This is a genomic window from Eubacterium sp. AF17-7 (genome assembly GCF_003461285.1).
GTDB classification, from domain to species: domain Bacteria; phylum Bacillota; class Clostridia; order Lachnospirales; family Lachnospiraceae; genus Eubacterium_U; species Eubacterium_U album.
In genome coordinates this window covers 64,826-80,256 of the sequence record NZ_QTWU01000001.1, presented here as the reverse complement: position 1 = coordinate 80,256, position 15,431 = coordinate 64,826, and the positions used below count along the sequence as shown (strand labels likewise).

Genomic DNA, 15,431 nt, shown 5'->3' with positions numbered 1-15,431 from the left:
GTATCACATTATAGGGATTATTATAGTTAAATTTTACTCAATATGTTATAATTAGGTAATGTAATTTGGTTCGGAAAATTACTAATTTTATTACTTCTTTGTAAGCAAATTATTACTAAATTTTGCGAAAGGAGAGATTATTGTGACACAAGATAATTCAAAAGATAACTCAGCTAATAAATATACAAATAAGTATACTAAAAAAACTAGTATCCAAAAATTTCTTTTACTCTTATGCAATATTATTATGATTGTAGTGGCACTTTTATCTTCCTACTCCTATTCTATTACTACGGAAAACAAAAGCGTCGCCTTACGTTTAGATAATTTCTGCGACTCTACTGACTCTATGAAACAGCTTACTGAAAGCTATTTACATGCAGAAAAAGGATATGTCGATAACTGGGCTCACTACATTTCCAGCAATAATATGACTATAGATGAAGCAATAAAATTTGTGCAGAATATTAACACACAGGGCAACCGCTATGCACACTTCGTTGATATGGATGACTTCTCAGCTATTTCTACTATTGCAGATAAAAATGGAAATTACTCTGTTAACTGTTACAAAACATTTTATGATACAGATACCAATGCATGTCATGCAATGATAAAAAAAATGCAGAATATGTTTAAATCACAATCCGGTCAGGTTTATGTTCTTGGTAAATATCGCGTTGACGGACTACAACAGACTGTCATCAGTGTTGGTACTAGAGTTTATTTAAATATTGGTAACAATAAGACAAAGCCTTACCTGCTTTTAAGATTGCTTCCTGTTGATTACCTAAAAAATGCATGTGCATTTCCAACTGAATATAAATCAGCAGAAATCAGTCTTATTAACTCTAACGGTGAATATGTTATTCAGTCTCCTTCGATGAAATCAAGAACTTTTTATGACTATATTCGCGGATACAATTTTCAAAATGATTACAATAAAGTCGACGAGCTTGCTAACAAAATTAAATCGTCCGATAGTGGCTTGCTTCAATACAAAGACTATCGTAACGAAAATTGCTATTGGTACTATTCAAGTTTTGGAAAAAATTTAGATTTATACATCATAGGATATATTCCTGTAAAGGATATTAATTCAGTTAATATGAACTGGAGTATTGTTGCAATTATATGTGGAACAGTATTGTTTTTAACAATTCTTGATACATTTTACATATTATCAATTAATCATAGTTTAAGAAAAGCTGCAAGTGAAGCTGAACATGCAAGTCAGGCAAAAACACAATTTTTGTCCACTATATCTCACGATATCCGTACTCCAATGAATGGCGTTTTGGGAATGACTCAAATTGCGAAAAAACATTTAAATGATCCTGAATATATGGGCGAATGTCTGGATAAAGTTTCTCTTGCCGGAAATCATCTTTTAACATTAATAAATGATATTTTAGATATTTCAAAAATTGAGAGTGGGAAAATGGCTATTTCTATAGAACCTTTTTCACTTAAGGACTGTGTAAATGAAGTTGTTAGTATTATTCGCCCTCAGGCTGAATATAAAGGCATTTCGCTTGAGGTTAATATGCATGACATTATTTACGAAACTTTGTCAGCTGATCCTTTACGACTTAATCAGATAACAACTAATCTTTTAACTAATGCCGTAAAATATACTGACAATGGTGGAAAAGTTTTATTTGATATAAGTCAGTCACGATTACCGGATGATGACGAAAAAATACGACTAAAAATTGTTGTCTCTGATAACGGAATCGGTATGACTAAAGAATTTCAGGAAACAATGTATAATTCATTTACCAGAGCTCTTGACAGTCGAACTAATAAAATTCAGGGAACCGGTTTAGGCCTTGCCATTATTAAACAGCTTGTAGATTTAATGAACGGCTCAATTGATTGTAAAAGCGAATTAAGGAAAGGAACTACATTTACTGTTTACCTTGATTTAGCAGTACTTAACGAACACAAGCATTTAGATACAGTAAATCCGGATTCATTATATGAAAAAAATTATGATTTTTCTTCATTACATGTACTTGTTGCAGAAGACAATGATTTAAATTGGGAAATTATTAAAACAATGCTTTCCGAATATAAAGTTTCATGTGACCGTGCCGTAAATGGTCTTGAATGCATAAACACTTTGACTTCCTCTTCCAAAGGCTTTTATGACTTAATTTTAATGGATATCCAAATGCCTGTACTGAACGGAAAAGAAGCTACACGTAAAATCAGGAAAAACGAAGATGCGTATATACGAAATATTCCTATTGTAGCAATGACTGCTGATGCATTTGCTGAAGACATAAAAGCATGTAAAGAAGCCGGAATGAATGCTCATATACCAAAGCCTATTAATATGAAACAGGTATTATCAATTTTAATAACTGTATTAAAGAAGGACTATAAGTTTTAAAAAACTTTAAGAATGGAGGCTAATTATTTAGGAGCAGGTGTCTATGAAAATTCCGAAGTTGCTGCTAAAGCCTTTGTTTTAGAATGTAGCAAATAATAAAAACAAATACCCGGTTGTGAACCATTTTCACAACCGGGTATTTTTGATAAAAAACTATAAAATAGCATTTTTAAAATTCTTAATTTATTATCTGTTTTCTTTTACTTACATAATTTGTTACTGCGACAAATATAAAACTGGAAATTACTATAACTGCCCCATTTATTAACAATGGTTTAATGCTTTCAAAATTAAAAGCTTCCATAGTTTTTATCAGTTGGTTATTTGCTACATAATAATATGTTGGCAATATATGTGCTATTTTCAATACATAATCAGGCATGTATTCAAATGGCACAAAGCATCCACAAAGAAATGATGTGCCGAGTGCTATTACATTTACTATTCCACCAATAGCATTCTTATTCTGCGTAATATTTCCAATTAAAAATCCTATGGTCAGACTGCATATCGTAAATACAAATGAATTTATAACATAGCCTAAACCATTTGAACTAAACATTAAGTCTTTAAACAAAATCAATGCCAAAATCATATATAAAATCCACATTGCAAATATTACTATGGAATTTGATAATAGTACGATTCTATTATATTTTTTGTAATTGAAACTGCTTATAATTGTTCTCTTTCTTACAGTCTCATCATTTAAACTTGCTAAAATCATACTGATGCAATACACACATCCTGCAAGCAAGGCGTAATTTAGGATATTAAAATACTGTGTCATGCTGCTTAACTTTGATGTATCTAAAGTCGTTTTCATATAAACCTTTGTATCTTTGTCCACAACTTTATTTACTTTTGAAATTAACTCAACTCCACTATAATAATCCTTGTAAATAAGCACGGTTTTTATGTATTTTTCCACCATCATTTGGGCATATGAAGAATATTCATCACCACATGATTTATATTCCAACGAAGGATTCTTTCCATCTAATAAATTTTTTCCAAAATCTTTTGGTATATAAATTACATAATTTACGTCTCTGTAAAAAATTGCATCATTTATTTTGTCTTCGTCTTTTGTATCTATATCTTTTATTTCTGAATGTTTACTTATATAATCCTCAAAGCCTTTAGCAATATTATCTTCACTGTCTTTATTTACAATTAACACACTTGGTTTTGAATCTTCAAAATTTGTCATATTATTACCTGATGTCTGATTAAGCGCTGTTATTGCAACAAGTATGGCAGTATATAAAATAATCATTCCCTTTAATTTATTTAATATCTTTAAAATAGTCTTAAATACTGTCATACTTTTCCCTCCTTAAGCTAACAAACGAAATTAATAGACAAATTATGATAAATATAATCAAATAAATGATATCTCTAAAATATCTGTCTAAAGTATCGTAATAGTATAATGAATAAAAGCCATCAGTTATTAAGTTATTTGGATTTATCAGATTAATTATAGGCACATTTTTATCAATTACATATTTTAATGTAACTCCCATCATTCCTGAAAAAACAGAAAAGAACATTGTAACAGCAATAGTTATTCCTGTCTTAGCACCTTCTGACACTCTGAATATTGAAGCAATTACTACCCCTAGTGCAATTCCTGCCAGATTTCCTACCATGGAAAGTAAAATAATTAACAAAAGATTTTCTCCAAAATCAACTTTTATTACAAATGTCAAAAATGCCATAAGTACCGCAAGTCCTACCAGACTTACCGCATAACTTCCTATAGTCGAACTCAAAATAATTGTGCTTTTTTTATTTGGTGACACGGAAATTCTTTTTCCCTTGCTACTCATATTCGCCAGACAGTTATTTATTGCAGTCAACCCGAATATTCCACCATACATACACATCATCGCAATTAAAGTATAATATTCTATTTGCATATAACTTAAATTTGAATTAGAAATATTTTTCAAATTAACTTGTTCATCATTAATTTTGTCTAATATTTGATTTACTATTTTGTCTGTATCAAATGTAAAATTCCCGTTTGCTATTTCGTTTTCTATATTTTTTTCGGTCAATTCTTCTACTATTGTTTCATTCTGTCTGATTTCATTTATGACAAACTTAAGTAATGTTTGATATGTACCATTTGCCTTTACTACAACCTGCGGTTCGTCGTTCTTAAATACAACATATCCTTCAATTTTAGAATCATCTAATAGTGAATCTGCTTTTTTATTACTTACATATTTGATATTAAATAATTTGTCTTTATTATCATTATCCGATAATTCTTTTAATGCGTTTTTGTATATTTCCTGCGTTTCAAATTCGTCATTATCTACGACTGCAATATCAAACACTTTTAATACTTCATCTTTTTCTATGTTGGAAAATGCCATATTGAAAAATATTCCAAGAATAATCGGAAAGGCAAATGTCCAAAAGACTAATATTTTATTTTTAAACAATGTTTTTATCGTATATTTCAAATTATGAATAAACATTAATCTCTTAATTCCTTTCCTGTTAATTTCAAAAATACATCATTTAATGTAGGTCCTACACGTTCTATTTTTTCTTCAATATTTGCCTGTTGTTTCAGTTCTTCGCTTGTTCCCTGAGCTATTATTTTTCCTTTATCAAGAATTATAATTCTATCGCAAAGTATCTCTACCTCTTCCATATAATGTGTTGTGTAAACTATTGTGGCACCATCGTCTCTTAATTTCTTAATTCCATCTAAAATATTGTTTCTACTCTGTGGGTCGACTGCTACTGTTGGTTCATCAAGAAAAATAAGTTTTGGTTTATGTGCTATTCCACAGGCAATATTTAATCTTCTTAAAAGTCCCCCTGAAAGTTGTTTTGGCAAATATTTTTTAAATTCACCAAGTCCTACTAATTCAATGGCATCTTCTACATATTGCTTTCTGATATTTTTATCTTCTATGTATAATCCACAAAAATAGTTTATATTGTCATATACATTTAATTCATTAAATACTGCAACCTCCTGAAAAATGACTCCAATTTTCGATTTTATATCGTACGAATCGGGTTTCATATCCTTACCAAATATTTTTATGCTTCCGTTCTGATATTTAAGCAATGCTAAAATTGAATTTATAGTTGTACTTTTACCACTTCCGTTAGGTCCAAGTAATCCTAATATTTCTCCTTCATATACATCAAATGATAAATTATCAACTGCCTTTTGTTCTTTATATTCTTTAGTTAGATTTTTTACCTCTATTACTTTTTCCATATTGCCTCCATAATTTTTCTTTTCATATTGTGATTAAATTATATCATATGTTAATTTGATTATGTTTTATATTTTGAATTTCTTCCCCAGCCGACAGATTTTTTCATAGCAAACACGTTGATTTTCCTTCCCCCCAGCCGGCAGATATTTTCATAGCAAACACGTTGATTTTCCTTTCCCCAGCCGGCAGATATTTTCATAGCAAACACGTTGATTTTCCTTCCCCAGCCGGCAGATTTTTTCATAGCAAACACGTTGATTTTCCTTCCCCAGCCGGCAGATTTTTTCATAGCAAACACGTTGATTTTTTTATTTTGCTGCGCCGCTTATTGTAAGTTCAAAAGATAAACTCGCCTATCGGCTCAGACATATCTTTTGAACTTACGCTATGCTCGCAAAATTTCAAAAATCTGCCTATCGTTTGCTTATGAAAATATCTGCCGGCTGGGGTGTGGAAATTTTGTTGCTCTGGATATTTCTGCCGGCTGGGGTATGGAAATTTTGTTGCTTATAAAAAGTTTTGACAGATTGGGTGATTTAATTTATATAGTTCTTTAAAATCGGATATAGTTGATTAAATTTTCTATTTTTCATACTTTAATTTAAAAAAATACCGAAAATCTATTAACAATAGACCTTCGGTATTTCACCTTAGTAATTTTTAATTATTTTTTACTATTTTGTCTTAACTCTTTTTGTCTTTGACCATGCTGAATATACTTTGTTTCCATCTACGATTTTGTATGTACGGATTCGAACATTGTATGTTTTCTTTGCTTTTAATTTCTTTACAATATATATAGTTGCCTTTTGTTTGTTTACTGATATTGTCTTTTTGTTTTTCTTAAACTTCTTATCAGTTGCTACCTGAATTTCATATCCTTTTACGTTTTTAACCACTTTCCATTTCAAAGTAATTGATTTCTTTTTGGCAATTGTCTTGCTAATCTTTGTAGCCTTTGGTGTTGAAACTACAGCAGTTGTATTCTGCGGATTTGTTGTTGTTTCAGTTTTGCTTTCCGGCTGCTTTTGTGTTGTCGGATTAGTTACATCTGCTTTTTTTGTTGTTTGTGTAGAATCTGCTTCTTTTGTTGTCTCAGAAGTTGATGCTATAATTCTTGGTAATGTTTTTCCTATTGCAATTATTTTATCACAATCGTTACAATAAGTATCTCCTGTGTATCCTTCCTCTTGTTCTGTTGCATCTTTTTTATTTATAATTGTCGTATTTTTGTGCTCACATTCAGTTGGAATAAAAGTCCCATCATCTGTTTTCGAAGCTTCTGCCGTATTTCCATAAGCACCCATATTAACTCTGCTTCCATTAGGAGCCGGTTCATTTGAATAATCACTTAACGGGTCACCTGCATTTATGCAAGGGCTTGTAACATCATCCGCAATCCACATCGTTCCATTCCATCTTCCGCCTTTAGATTTCAAATGATAATTTCCTTTTTCTATATTTGCAAATAATGGTTCTTCAAATATACATCCTATTCCATAATTATAAGTGTTACCATTCCAGCTATCATTATATATGCATGTATATGTTATATTTGATGTGTCTGTATCGTCATTTAGATTCTTAAATCCTCTCTTGTTTCCGGCTATTATACAATTTTTTATTATCGGAAGTTTTGTCATATATCTGCCTATGCTTACTCCATAATAGCAGTTTGCAATTGTAACATTTTCCAAAACTATTTTTTCAATTAAATCTTCTTCTACACTTAATGATAGACCAATTCCATCATTTTGCTTATTAAAATTATGTATAATACAATTTGAAATTTTGAAAATATTATCTTTTGGTACTTTTGTTCCATAAGCTGATATGCTTAATCCCGTGAAAGAATCATTGTTTTTTCCTTCAAAAATTGTATTTTCTACAGAAATTTTTCCATAAATGTAATCATTATAGCTGTTAAGTGTAACATACATTCCACTTGATTCATTGGTAAATTTACAATCCTTTACTGTAAGTATTTGCGGAATTTCTCCCTCATATCCGGTCTTTTTGCTTATTATGTTTGCCTGCATTTTAACATTATCAAATTCACAATTTTCAAATACGGCTTTTCCATTTAAATAATCCGAAGACGAATTCTGCGTTATGGAAATTTGATTGCTTGCATTTGTTAATCCTCTGTCAGAAGCCCCTACAAATTTAATAGGATTTTCCTTTGTTCCTTTTGCAATCAGCTCTCCATTATACATAATATCTAACGATGCAATTACATAAGGATGTTCTGAAGTCAATATTACTTTTGCATCATTTCCATTGTTATATCCTATAGTACAATTTTTAAAGTAATATTCCAGACCGTCTATTTCTCCTAATGTACATTCCGGAGTTATCATTGAGCCACTAAGTTCAACGTACTTTCCAAATACAGCTGAGTAATCGCATGTATTGTTCGCATAAGTTCTTGTTTTATCAGCATTGACATTTGCTCCAAATTGAACTCGTATAGGTGCACACTTATTCATTTCTGATGATTCATTAGATTGACTTCCGTGGAATACATTTCCCTCTATTACAAAATCACATTGTCCATCAAGATTCAACGCATTTTTTGTTAATGCTCCACCTTCTGTTGTATAAAATTCATTATTTATTATTTCCGCATTTCCTCCCCAGTTAACAGACGGATTGTAAGAACCGGGAATATTGTTTTTAAATGTATTATTTTCTATTTTACATTTTGATTTATCATTATAAAAATACTCATATGCTAAATCCTTTGTATAACCTTCAATTCCCATTGAAAGTGATTTGAACATTGAATTTGATATTTTAATATTTGATTCAACAGTATTTGCATCATAATCTCCATAAAAAAATCCTGCACCTATTTCACTCGGTTGCAAAATATTTTTGCTTACTAACTCTGTACTATCAAATATACAATGGTCTACTGTAAGATTAAACTTCGTATTCTTTGTCCCATGAGATACATCAATTAATCCCTCTGTGAAATCTCTAAACTGTGCTCCACCGTTTATAAAATAACAATATTCAAATGTGTCTGTCACTTCTCCATTATCAGGAAGTGTTATCTCTATTCCATTCCACCCTGCGTGAGTATCAATATTTTTAAAAACAATAGGCTCATCCTGTGTACCTTTTGCTTCTATGCTTCCACCTTCTTCTACTCTAAAAATAGAATATGGTCTATAAACTACATCTGAATTTTCTACTCCGTTAACATTTCCCGTTCCTGTTCCAAATAAAACTGTTGTTCCCGGTTCGATTACAAGTTTACATTTAACATATGGTAATTCAACTATATTTTTTGAACATACAACATATGTTTTATCTTTTGTCCATGTTACAACATTACTTCCATCATCTGAAACTATGTCTCCTGTTACGTATACTAAATTTTCATTAGTTTCAGAATTATCGCTTTGGGCAATTGAAGCGTCACTGTTATTTTCGTATACGGAAATTTTCGTATTTTCTTTAGTTATAACATTATTTGTTTGTTGTGCCATAGTATTTTGTGGTACTAATGATATTACCAACATTATACTTAGAATAAGGCTAAAATACTTTCTCATAGGCAGCTCCTTTCTACTACATTTTTTATATTATAATTTTAACATAATATAATCTTGAAGTCTTTATTTAAATTATTATTCAGCAGAAGTTTCCATAGCATACACGTTGATTTTCCTTTCCCCAGCCGGCAGATATTTTCACAGCAAACACGTTGATTTTTTTATTTTGCTGCGCCGCTTATTGTAAGTTCAAAAGATAAACTCGCCTATCGGCTCAGACATATCTTTTGAACTTACGCTATGCTCGCAAAATTTCAAAAATCTGCCTATCGTTTGCTTATGAAAGTTTCTGCCGGCTGGGATTGTGGACATTCTATTGCTTATGGATACTTCTGCCGGCTGGAGTGTGGAAATTTTGTTACCTTGGTGATTTCTGTCAGATACGGTTATGAAAAGTGATGTTATTTTTAATAATTTTCTTTATAAAAAATAATGTTTGTTATGGAAGGTTAATTTATTTAAATTATCGAGAAACTAATATGGTTGATTGAATTTTCTATTTTTCATACTTTAATTAAAAAAAAATACCGAAAATCTATTGACAATAGATCTTCGGTATTTCATATTAATTATTTTTTATTATTATTTTGTCTTAACGGATTTCGTCTTTGACCATGCTGAATATACTTTGTTTCCATCTACGATTTTGTATGTACGGATTCGAACATTGTATGTTTTCTTTGCTTTTAATTTCTTTACAATATATATAGTTGCCTTTTGTTTGTTTACTGATATTGTCTTTTTGTTTTTCTTAAACTTCTTATCAGTTGCTACCTGAATTTCATATCCTTTTACGTTTTTAACCACTTTCCATTTCAAAGTAATTGATTTCTTTTTGGCAATTGTCTTGCTAATCTTTGTAGCCTTTGGTGCTGAAACTACAGCAGTTGTGTTCTGCGGATTTGTTGTTGTTTCAGTTTTGCTTTCCGGCTGCTTTTGTGTTGTTGACGGATTAGTTGTTGCAGGATTTGTTGTTGTTTCATCTACTTTTACTTTTTCAAGTGAGTTCATGGCTGCTGTTAAATGTGCAATTGCTTCATTTACAGTTGCCTGATTCTGTGGATTTGCTAATTCTGCCTTTGCTTCATCAAATTCTTCTGTGAATACTTTCCATGAAGCCTGTGTGTAATCTTTTTCATTTAATTTTGCAGCTTCTGCTACTAATTTTGCTAATTCAGTTGTATCTACTGTTGTGTCATCGTCTGAAAGTTTTACGTTAGCCGATGTAGCATTAAATGTGAATTCATAATCTTCATGTCCTAAAGCGTAAACTGTAACTTTCCAGTAACCTGTTCCATCATAACCCTTTGGAATCTGGCAACGGATGGAATCTGTAAGTGCAAGCTGAATTCCATTAACTTTGTGCATCCAATTATCTGCTGCGAACTTTGTACCATATGAAATAACTGGTATTTCATATGAAGCATCGTTTCCATAATATGTCCATTTTACTGTCTGCATATTTGCTCCTAATTCACCATAGTTTCCTTTTAAGTCAACTCTCATAAATTCGCCATATGCACCTATATCATCGTTTTCTAAAACATTAACTGTAACACCTTCGTCTTTAACTAATTCTTTGTCTAAAATACCTGAATCAGTTCCTGTCTGTCTCTTTCCAAATGTAAATGAACCATCTTCATTTTTTGTGACCAACTTTAAGCCATTTGTATTTAATGTTACGTTAGCTGTTTCTTCAAATGACTTAAGATTATTTTCGCTATATCCTCCTGCAAGTTTTTCACCATTTTCTATAGTAATATATTGTTCTTTAAACGCATCATAATCATCTGCCTTTACTGCAACAGGAACATATTTAATTCCTGCAACAACATAATCTTTCATCTTTGCTGTCTTTTCATTGCCTGCTTCATCTTTATATGTAATTGTTCCCTTTACGAAATTAATAACGCTTCCGTCTGTAAGAACACATGATGAAGTTCCTTTTCCTTTATCATCACTCTGCCAATAAGAAACATTATATGTATTTCCATCTTCATCATAAATTGTTGTACTGCACTGGAAACTTCCTCTGTGAATACCATGGTTTGTTGTTGCTCTTGATACTGCATCAAATGCACCTTTATCATATTCACCTTTACTATCCTGTTCATCTGAAGACTGAACATTTTCTGCTTCATACACGCCTTCGCTCTTCCAATACTCACTCCAAGTAAGACCTGCATAAACATACTTGTATGTTCCATTATTTTCTGCTGCATATGAACTAATTCCATTTAATATTGAATCAGTTTCTGCAAATGTAGTTACCTGACTTACAGTTAATGCCATTGCTGCTGCAAGTGTAACTGATAAAGTCTTTTTTAAAAATTGCTTTCTTCTCACTTTTTCTTACCTCCGTTTGAGAATTTTTTATATTATTAATGGCCAAATTTTAGCCGTTAATATCAATTTGTTTGCACTTATTTAAATTAGTTATAACTAACTCTGTGTTAAAAAAAATAGTCTTTCAGAATATTTACTACTCTTTGAGACAGTATTCCTATCATTGCTCCTGTTATTACACCTGCTATTATTAAAACCGGCATATAATACAAAACAACATTATTACTTACCACAAACATAGCTACCAAAAGCTGTGCTATATTATGAGATACTCCGCCTATAATGCTTGTCCCCATAATTCCCAAAATATTTGATTTCTTAATTATTGCCATAATGGTAAGACTTACTACAGCCCCTGAAAGACTGTAAGCAATTGACATAAAATTACCAAACATAATACCAATGATAAATATTCTTATTATTGATATCATCCATACATCCCCTAAATTTAAACTATATAACGCAATAACTATTACGATATTAGCTAATCCCATTTTTATTCCCGGAATCCCTATACTAATAGGTATTAAAACCTCTACATAGCTAAAAATTATGGCAAGGGCAATTAGCATTGATATATTTGCTATTCTTTTTGTACTCATAGTTATCCTCTTATTTTGCAATCGCGTCTGCTTCATTTTGTTTACTACTGTCCGCAGATATTATTTCCACAACAATTTTGTGGGGCAAACATACAATATTTTGTCTGATTTTATTAATTTCTCCCTGCTTTACACAATATTTGTCAGGACAGTCTGCTTCCTTCATTTCAACACTTTTGTCATGAATCTCTACCTTATTATTTCCATTATCTGTTTTAATTTCTATTTCCCTATCTTCATCTAATGAATATGTTCCATACTCTTTTCCATCTAATGTTATCTTTACAGCCATACCATCATCTGATTGCGTGGCATTCATTTCAATGTACATAATAACTGCCACAAGAATAATAACTGCACCTAAAATCCAATCTCTCTTTTTCATCAAATTCTCCTGCCCATCAACATTCTTTCAATGTCTTTTACAGATTAAATCTTATTAATATATATTTCTTTATACCCCTGCATATTTCATCAGAATAATAAGTAATATTACTTTTATTAAAGTAAACATACTTTCATTTCCACGTAATTTTTTTACTGATGTCCTAACATTGGACTTTGGGCAAATATCAATACATTTTTGACACATAAAGCAATCCCCACTTTGTATGTCTGTGCCTAATTCAGGCAATTCTATGTCTGAGGGACATTTGTTTATACATGCCCTACACCCTTTTATGCACTTTTCCCTTTCCCTGCCTAATGAAAAAAACGGCAATATTGGCAGCAATGAAAAAACGGCTCCCATAGGGCAAAGAAATCTGCAAAAGAATCTTTCACATACAGCCATACCCACTATTATTAATAGTAAAATTATTATTGCAGGAACATAAGTTGATAAGCTTATATTTCCTGCTAATAACATTGAAAATACTTCCCAAGGACTCCATCCTTTTGTTTTTGAATATACTCCACAAAAACATGTAATCACTATCGTTGCTAAAATTATATATTTAATTAAGGTTGATTTTCTTCTTATCTTTTCATTTATAACTAAAGGCTTTTTCTTTAACTTTTTACATATAATCAAATAGACTTCGTGTATCCAGTCTCCAACGCTTCCAAATGCACAGGCAAATCCACAAAAAAATCTGCCAAACACGATAGTATAAATGCACAAAACAATTAATACTGTTACAAACGAAGTCAGTTCAATCGACTGTCCATTTCCTATTTGAGTAAATATATATTTTACTCCTGAAAAAGCAGTTGTAAAAATTGATGGCATTATCAGAAAAAATAATATCTGTATAATTAATCTCAAATATATATTTAATTTTTTCTTCATCTTTGGTGTTATATTTTTCATTACTTTGCTTCTGCCTTTTCCAATCCCTGTTTTACAGCATTTATTATTCCATTTGAGCTAAAAGTTGCTCCACTAACAGCATCTACATCTGCTGACTGGTTTTCTATTATTTCGTCAACAACTCCTGTTGCCATATCAAAATAAGCTTTGTCTTCTTTATCTGCTGAAATAATATTTACTTTTTCTATCTGACCCTGATTAATTGTAGTTTCTACAACTACCATTCCGCCAAATCCTTTTGCCTGTCCTTTATAAATGCCATCCTTATATTTGTCTGTTTGATTTTCTGTTGTTTTATCATTTTCAGCTTCATATGTTTCTGCCTTTATTTTGTTTTCTGTATTTTTTAACATTGTATTAGCATCAGTAAGTTTTGCCTGAAGACTATTTACCTCCTCGGCTTTCTGTCTATATAAAACTATTTGATTGTACCCAAAAATCATTCCAATTATTAAAATTAAATTGACTGTTTTTATCCAAAATCTTTTCATGTTTTTACCTGTTGTAATTACCCGTTAGTTATTTATAATTCTACAAATTAAATCACAAATTTATTTTGTAATTACATATTAATTATTTTTTGCACCTTCTAGAGCCTGTTTTACTATTTCTGTCAAGGCTTCTGATGAACACGTTGCCCCTGATACAGAGTCTATCGACTCTACATTTCCCTTTGCTACAATCTGTTTAACAACTCCCTGATATTTGCTTGTTCCATTAACTGCCCTTTTTATATACCAGTCATTTGCTTTATCATAATCACTTCCAACGCCTTTAACATCACTGACGGCAATTATTTTGTCATTAATTATTGTGACTGTCGCTGACAATGTGTATGCCTCAAATCCTCCATGACCGTTAGGACTGCAAATACCTGTCACTGTATACGTTCCATCTTTGTAAACTTTAGTTTCATTTTCCAAAGCCCGGTCTGTCGAAGGCTGCTTCGTTGTCGTTTCTACTTTTTCTTCATTTGAACTATTTGTATCATTATCCTCATTGGATTTATTATTGTTGCTGTTATTTTTGTTTGAAGTTTTTTCCTTTGCATCTTTGAGAGCATTTTTTATAGCTTCTAATATTCCTTTTGAGCTGTATGTTGCTCCTGATACTGTGTCTACCTTTGTTTTTTGATTCTTCACAACTTGAGTAGTAACGCTTTTTGCTCTTTTAAAATACGCTTTATCATCTTTATTTTCTAAAATCAAAATGTATTGTATTTTTTTATTTTCAATTACTACGGCGACTTTTATTTCTCCTTTATATCCTTCGCCTGCTCCATAATATACGCCCTTTTTATAAGGAAACTTTCCTTTTTTCGACTTCTTTGTACTGCTTTTTTTCACATTTTTCTTTTTTGCAGTTTTAGTTGTTTCCTCTTTGGTTGCTTTAGAAACTACTGCCTTACTTAATGCGTTTTGTACTGCTCCTATAATTCCATTTGAACTATAAGTTGCTCCTGAAACAACATCCACACTTGCGCTTTGTTTATCTACAATTTTTTTCATCAAATTAGATGCTTTGTCAAAATAAGCTTTATCATCTTGTGAATTAATGCATTTAACAGACTGAATTTTTCCATTCTTAATTACAACACTAACTTTAATTTCACCCTTAAATCCTTGTGCTGTTCCGTAAAATTCTCCATCTTTATATGTAGCATTTTTATTTTCAGTTTTATTTAGAATTGCATTTAGATTAGCTGTTTTTACATTTTGCGTATTATCTGTAATGCTTTCTTTATCTGATTCTTCTGTAGATTCTTTATTTGAATCAGTTTCTATTATTTCCTCTGTTATATCTTCCTGTGTTTCCTTAGTTATTATTTCTTCCTTAACTTTAGCTTCAAATGTTTGGGGCTGAAAGTTATTTAGTGAAGATACAACCAGAGCAAAAACAATTATTGTAGGTATAAAATTTCCTATAATTTTAATATTTCTAATGTTATGCATA

13 protein-coding genes are annotated in these 15,431 nt (G+C 31.0%); 2 read left to right on the top strand and 11 right to left on the bottom strand.

Features of this window, described 5'->3' with window-relative positions; translation table 11 throughout:
- Positions 1-142: 142 nt before the first annotated feature.
- The gene (locus tag DWW96_RS00380) at positions 143-2,398 is read left to right on the top strand and encodes an ATP-binding protein (RefSeq protein WP_117908282.1); all 2,256 of its coding nucleotides are present in this window, start codon (positions 143-145) and stop codon (positions 2,396-2,398) included.
- 178 nt (positions 2,399-2,576) lie between these two features.
- On the opposite strand, the gene DWW96_RS00375 is transcribed toward DWW96_RS00380, so the two are convergent.
- The 5 genes from DWW96_RS00375 to DWW96_RS14320 form a co-directional block, all read right to left on the bottom strand.
- Positions 2,577-3,725, bottom strand: coding sequence for an ABC transporter permease (locus DWW96_RS00375; protein ID WP_117908280.1), 1,149 nt, complete (start codon positions 3,723-3,725; stop codon positions 2,577-2,579).
- Positions 3,712-4,893: an ABC transporter permease gene (locus DWW96_RS00370; RefSeq protein WP_117908278.1), complete on the bottom strand. Its 1,182-nt coding sequence runs from the start codon at positions 4,891-4,893 to the stop codon at positions 3,712-3,714. The genes DWW96_RS00375 and DWW96_RS00370 overlap by 14 nt, the downstream gene beginning before the upstream one ends.
- Positions 4,893-5,654: an ABC transporter ATP-binding protein gene (locus DWW96_RS00365; protein WP_022088985.1), complete on the bottom strand. Its 762-nt coding sequence runs from the start codon at positions 5,652-5,654 to the stop codon at positions 4,893-4,895. The genes DWW96_RS00370 and DWW96_RS00365 overlap by 1 nt, the downstream gene beginning before the upstream one ends.
- A gap of 59 nt (positions 5,655-5,713) precedes the next feature.
- On the bottom strand, positions 5,714-5,944 hold the full coding sequence (locus DWW96_RS00360) for a hypothetical protein (RefSeq protein WP_147339769.1): 231 nt from the start codon (positions 5,942-5,944) through the stop codon (positions 5,714-5,716).
- Positions 5,945-6,329: 385 nt separating this feature from the next.
- Positions 6,330-9,218 (bottom strand): fibronectin type III domain-containing protein, encoded by a 2,889-nt coding sequence (locus DWW96_RS14320; protein ID WP_243002985.1) that lies wholly within the window; start codon positions 9,216-9,218, stop codon positions 6,330-6,332.
- A gap of 240 nt (positions 9,219-9,458) precedes the next feature.
- Here DWW96_RS14320 and DWW96_RS13870 point away from each other — a divergent pair, with 240 nt between their 5' ends.
- The gene (locus DWW96_RS13870) at positions 9,459-9,617 is read left to right on the top strand and encodes a hypothetical protein (RefSeq protein WP_158562611.1); all 159 of its coding nucleotides are present in this window, start codon (positions 9,459-9,461) and stop codon (positions 9,615-9,617) included.
- Positions 9,618-9,800: 183 nt separating this feature from the next.
- Here the strand turns inward: DWW96_RS13870 and DWW96_RS00350 are convergent, their stop codons facing one another.
- From DWW96_RS00350 to DWW96_RS00325, 6 genes are all read right to left on the bottom strand, one after another.
- Positions 9,801-11,564, bottom strand: coding sequence for a penicillin-binding Tp47 domain C-containing protein (locus DWW96_RS00350; RefSeq protein ID WP_243002984.1), 1,764 nt, complete (start codon positions 11,562-11,564; stop codon positions 9,801-9,803).
- A 107-nt stretch (positions 11,565-11,671) separates the two neighbouring features.
- Complete coding sequence (locus DWW96_RS00345) at positions 11,672-12,166, bottom strand: Gx transporter family protein (protein ID WP_117908274.1); 495 nt, start codon at positions 12,164-12,166, stop codon at positions 11,672-11,674.
- 10 nt (positions 12,167-12,176) lie between these two features.
- Positions 12,177-12,551, bottom strand: coding sequence for a NusG domain II-containing protein (locus tag DWW96_RS00340; RefSeq protein ID WP_117908272.1), 375 nt, complete (start codon positions 12,549-12,551; stop codon positions 12,177-12,179).
- 69 nt (positions 12,552-12,620) lie between these two features.
- The gene (locus tag DWW96_RS00335) at positions 12,621-13,478 is read right to left on the bottom strand and encodes a 4Fe-4S binding protein (protein WP_117908270.1); all 858 of its coding nucleotides are present in this window, start codon (positions 13,476-13,478) and stop codon (positions 12,621-12,623) included.
- Positions 13,478-13,969: an FMN-binding protein gene (locus DWW96_RS00330; RefSeq protein ID WP_243002983.1), complete on the bottom strand. Its 492-nt coding sequence runs from the start codon at positions 13,967-13,969 to the stop codon at positions 13,478-13,480. Before DWW96_RS00330 ends, DWW96_RS00335 begins: the two co-directional genes overlap by 1 nt.
- Before the next feature lie 78 nt (positions 13,970-14,047).
- Positions 14,048-15,430: an FMN-binding protein gene (locus tag DWW96_RS00325; RefSeq protein WP_117908268.1), complete on the bottom strand. Its 1,383-nt coding sequence runs from the start codon at positions 15,428-15,430 to the stop codon at positions 14,048-14,050.
- Position 15,431: the final 1 nt, after the last annotated feature.

What these genes read in the sequence shown, in the direction of transcription:
- DWW96_RS00330 (WP_243002983.1), bottom strand. Translation starts at nt 13,969, where the DNA reads ATGAAAAGATTTTGGATAAAAACAGTCAATTTAATTTTAATAATTGGA.
- DWW96_RS00360 (WP_147339769.1), bottom strand. Translation starts at nt 5,944, where the DNA reads ATGAAAAAATCTGCCGGCTGGGGAAGGAAAATCAACGTGTTTGCTATG.
- DWW96_RS00325 (WP_117908268.1), bottom strand. Translation starts at nt 15,430, where the DNA reads ATGCATAACATTAGAAATATTAAAATTATAGGAAATTTTATACCTACA.
- DWW96_RS00335 (WP_117908270.1), bottom strand. Translation starts at nt 13,478, where the DNA reads ATGAAAAATATAACACCAAAGATGAAGAAAAAATTAAATATATATTTG.
- DWW96_RS00345 (WP_117908274.1), bottom strand. Translation starts at nt 12,166, where the DNA reads ATGAGTACAAAAAGAATAGCAAATATATCAATGCTAATTGCCCTTGCC.
- DWW96_RS00340 (WP_117908272.1), bottom strand. Translation starts at nt 12,551, where the DNA reads ATGAAAAAGAGAGATTGGATTTTAGGTGCAGTTATTATTCTTGTGGCA.
- DWW96_RS00365 (WP_022088985.1), bottom strand. Translation starts at nt 5,654, where the DNA reads ATGGAAAAAGTAATAGAGGTAAAAAATCTAACTAAAGAATATAAAGAA.
- DWW96_RS14320 (WP_243002985.1), bottom strand. Translation starts at nt 9,218, where the DNA reads ATGAGAAAGTATTTTAGCCTTATTCTAAGTATAATGTTGGTAATATCA.
- DWW96_RS00375 (WP_117908280.1), bottom strand. Translation starts at nt 3,725, where the DNA reads ATGACAGTATTTAAGACTATTTTAAAGATATTAAATAAATTAAAGGGA.
- DWW96_RS13870 (WP_158562611.1), top strand. Translation starts at nt 9,459, where the DNA reads ATGCTCGCAAAATTTCAAAAATCTGCCTATCGTTTGCTTATGAAAGTT.
- DWW96_RS00370 (WP_117908278.1), bottom strand. Translation starts at nt 4,893, where the DNA reads ATGTTTATTCATAATTTGAAATATACGATAAAAACATTGTTTAAAAAT.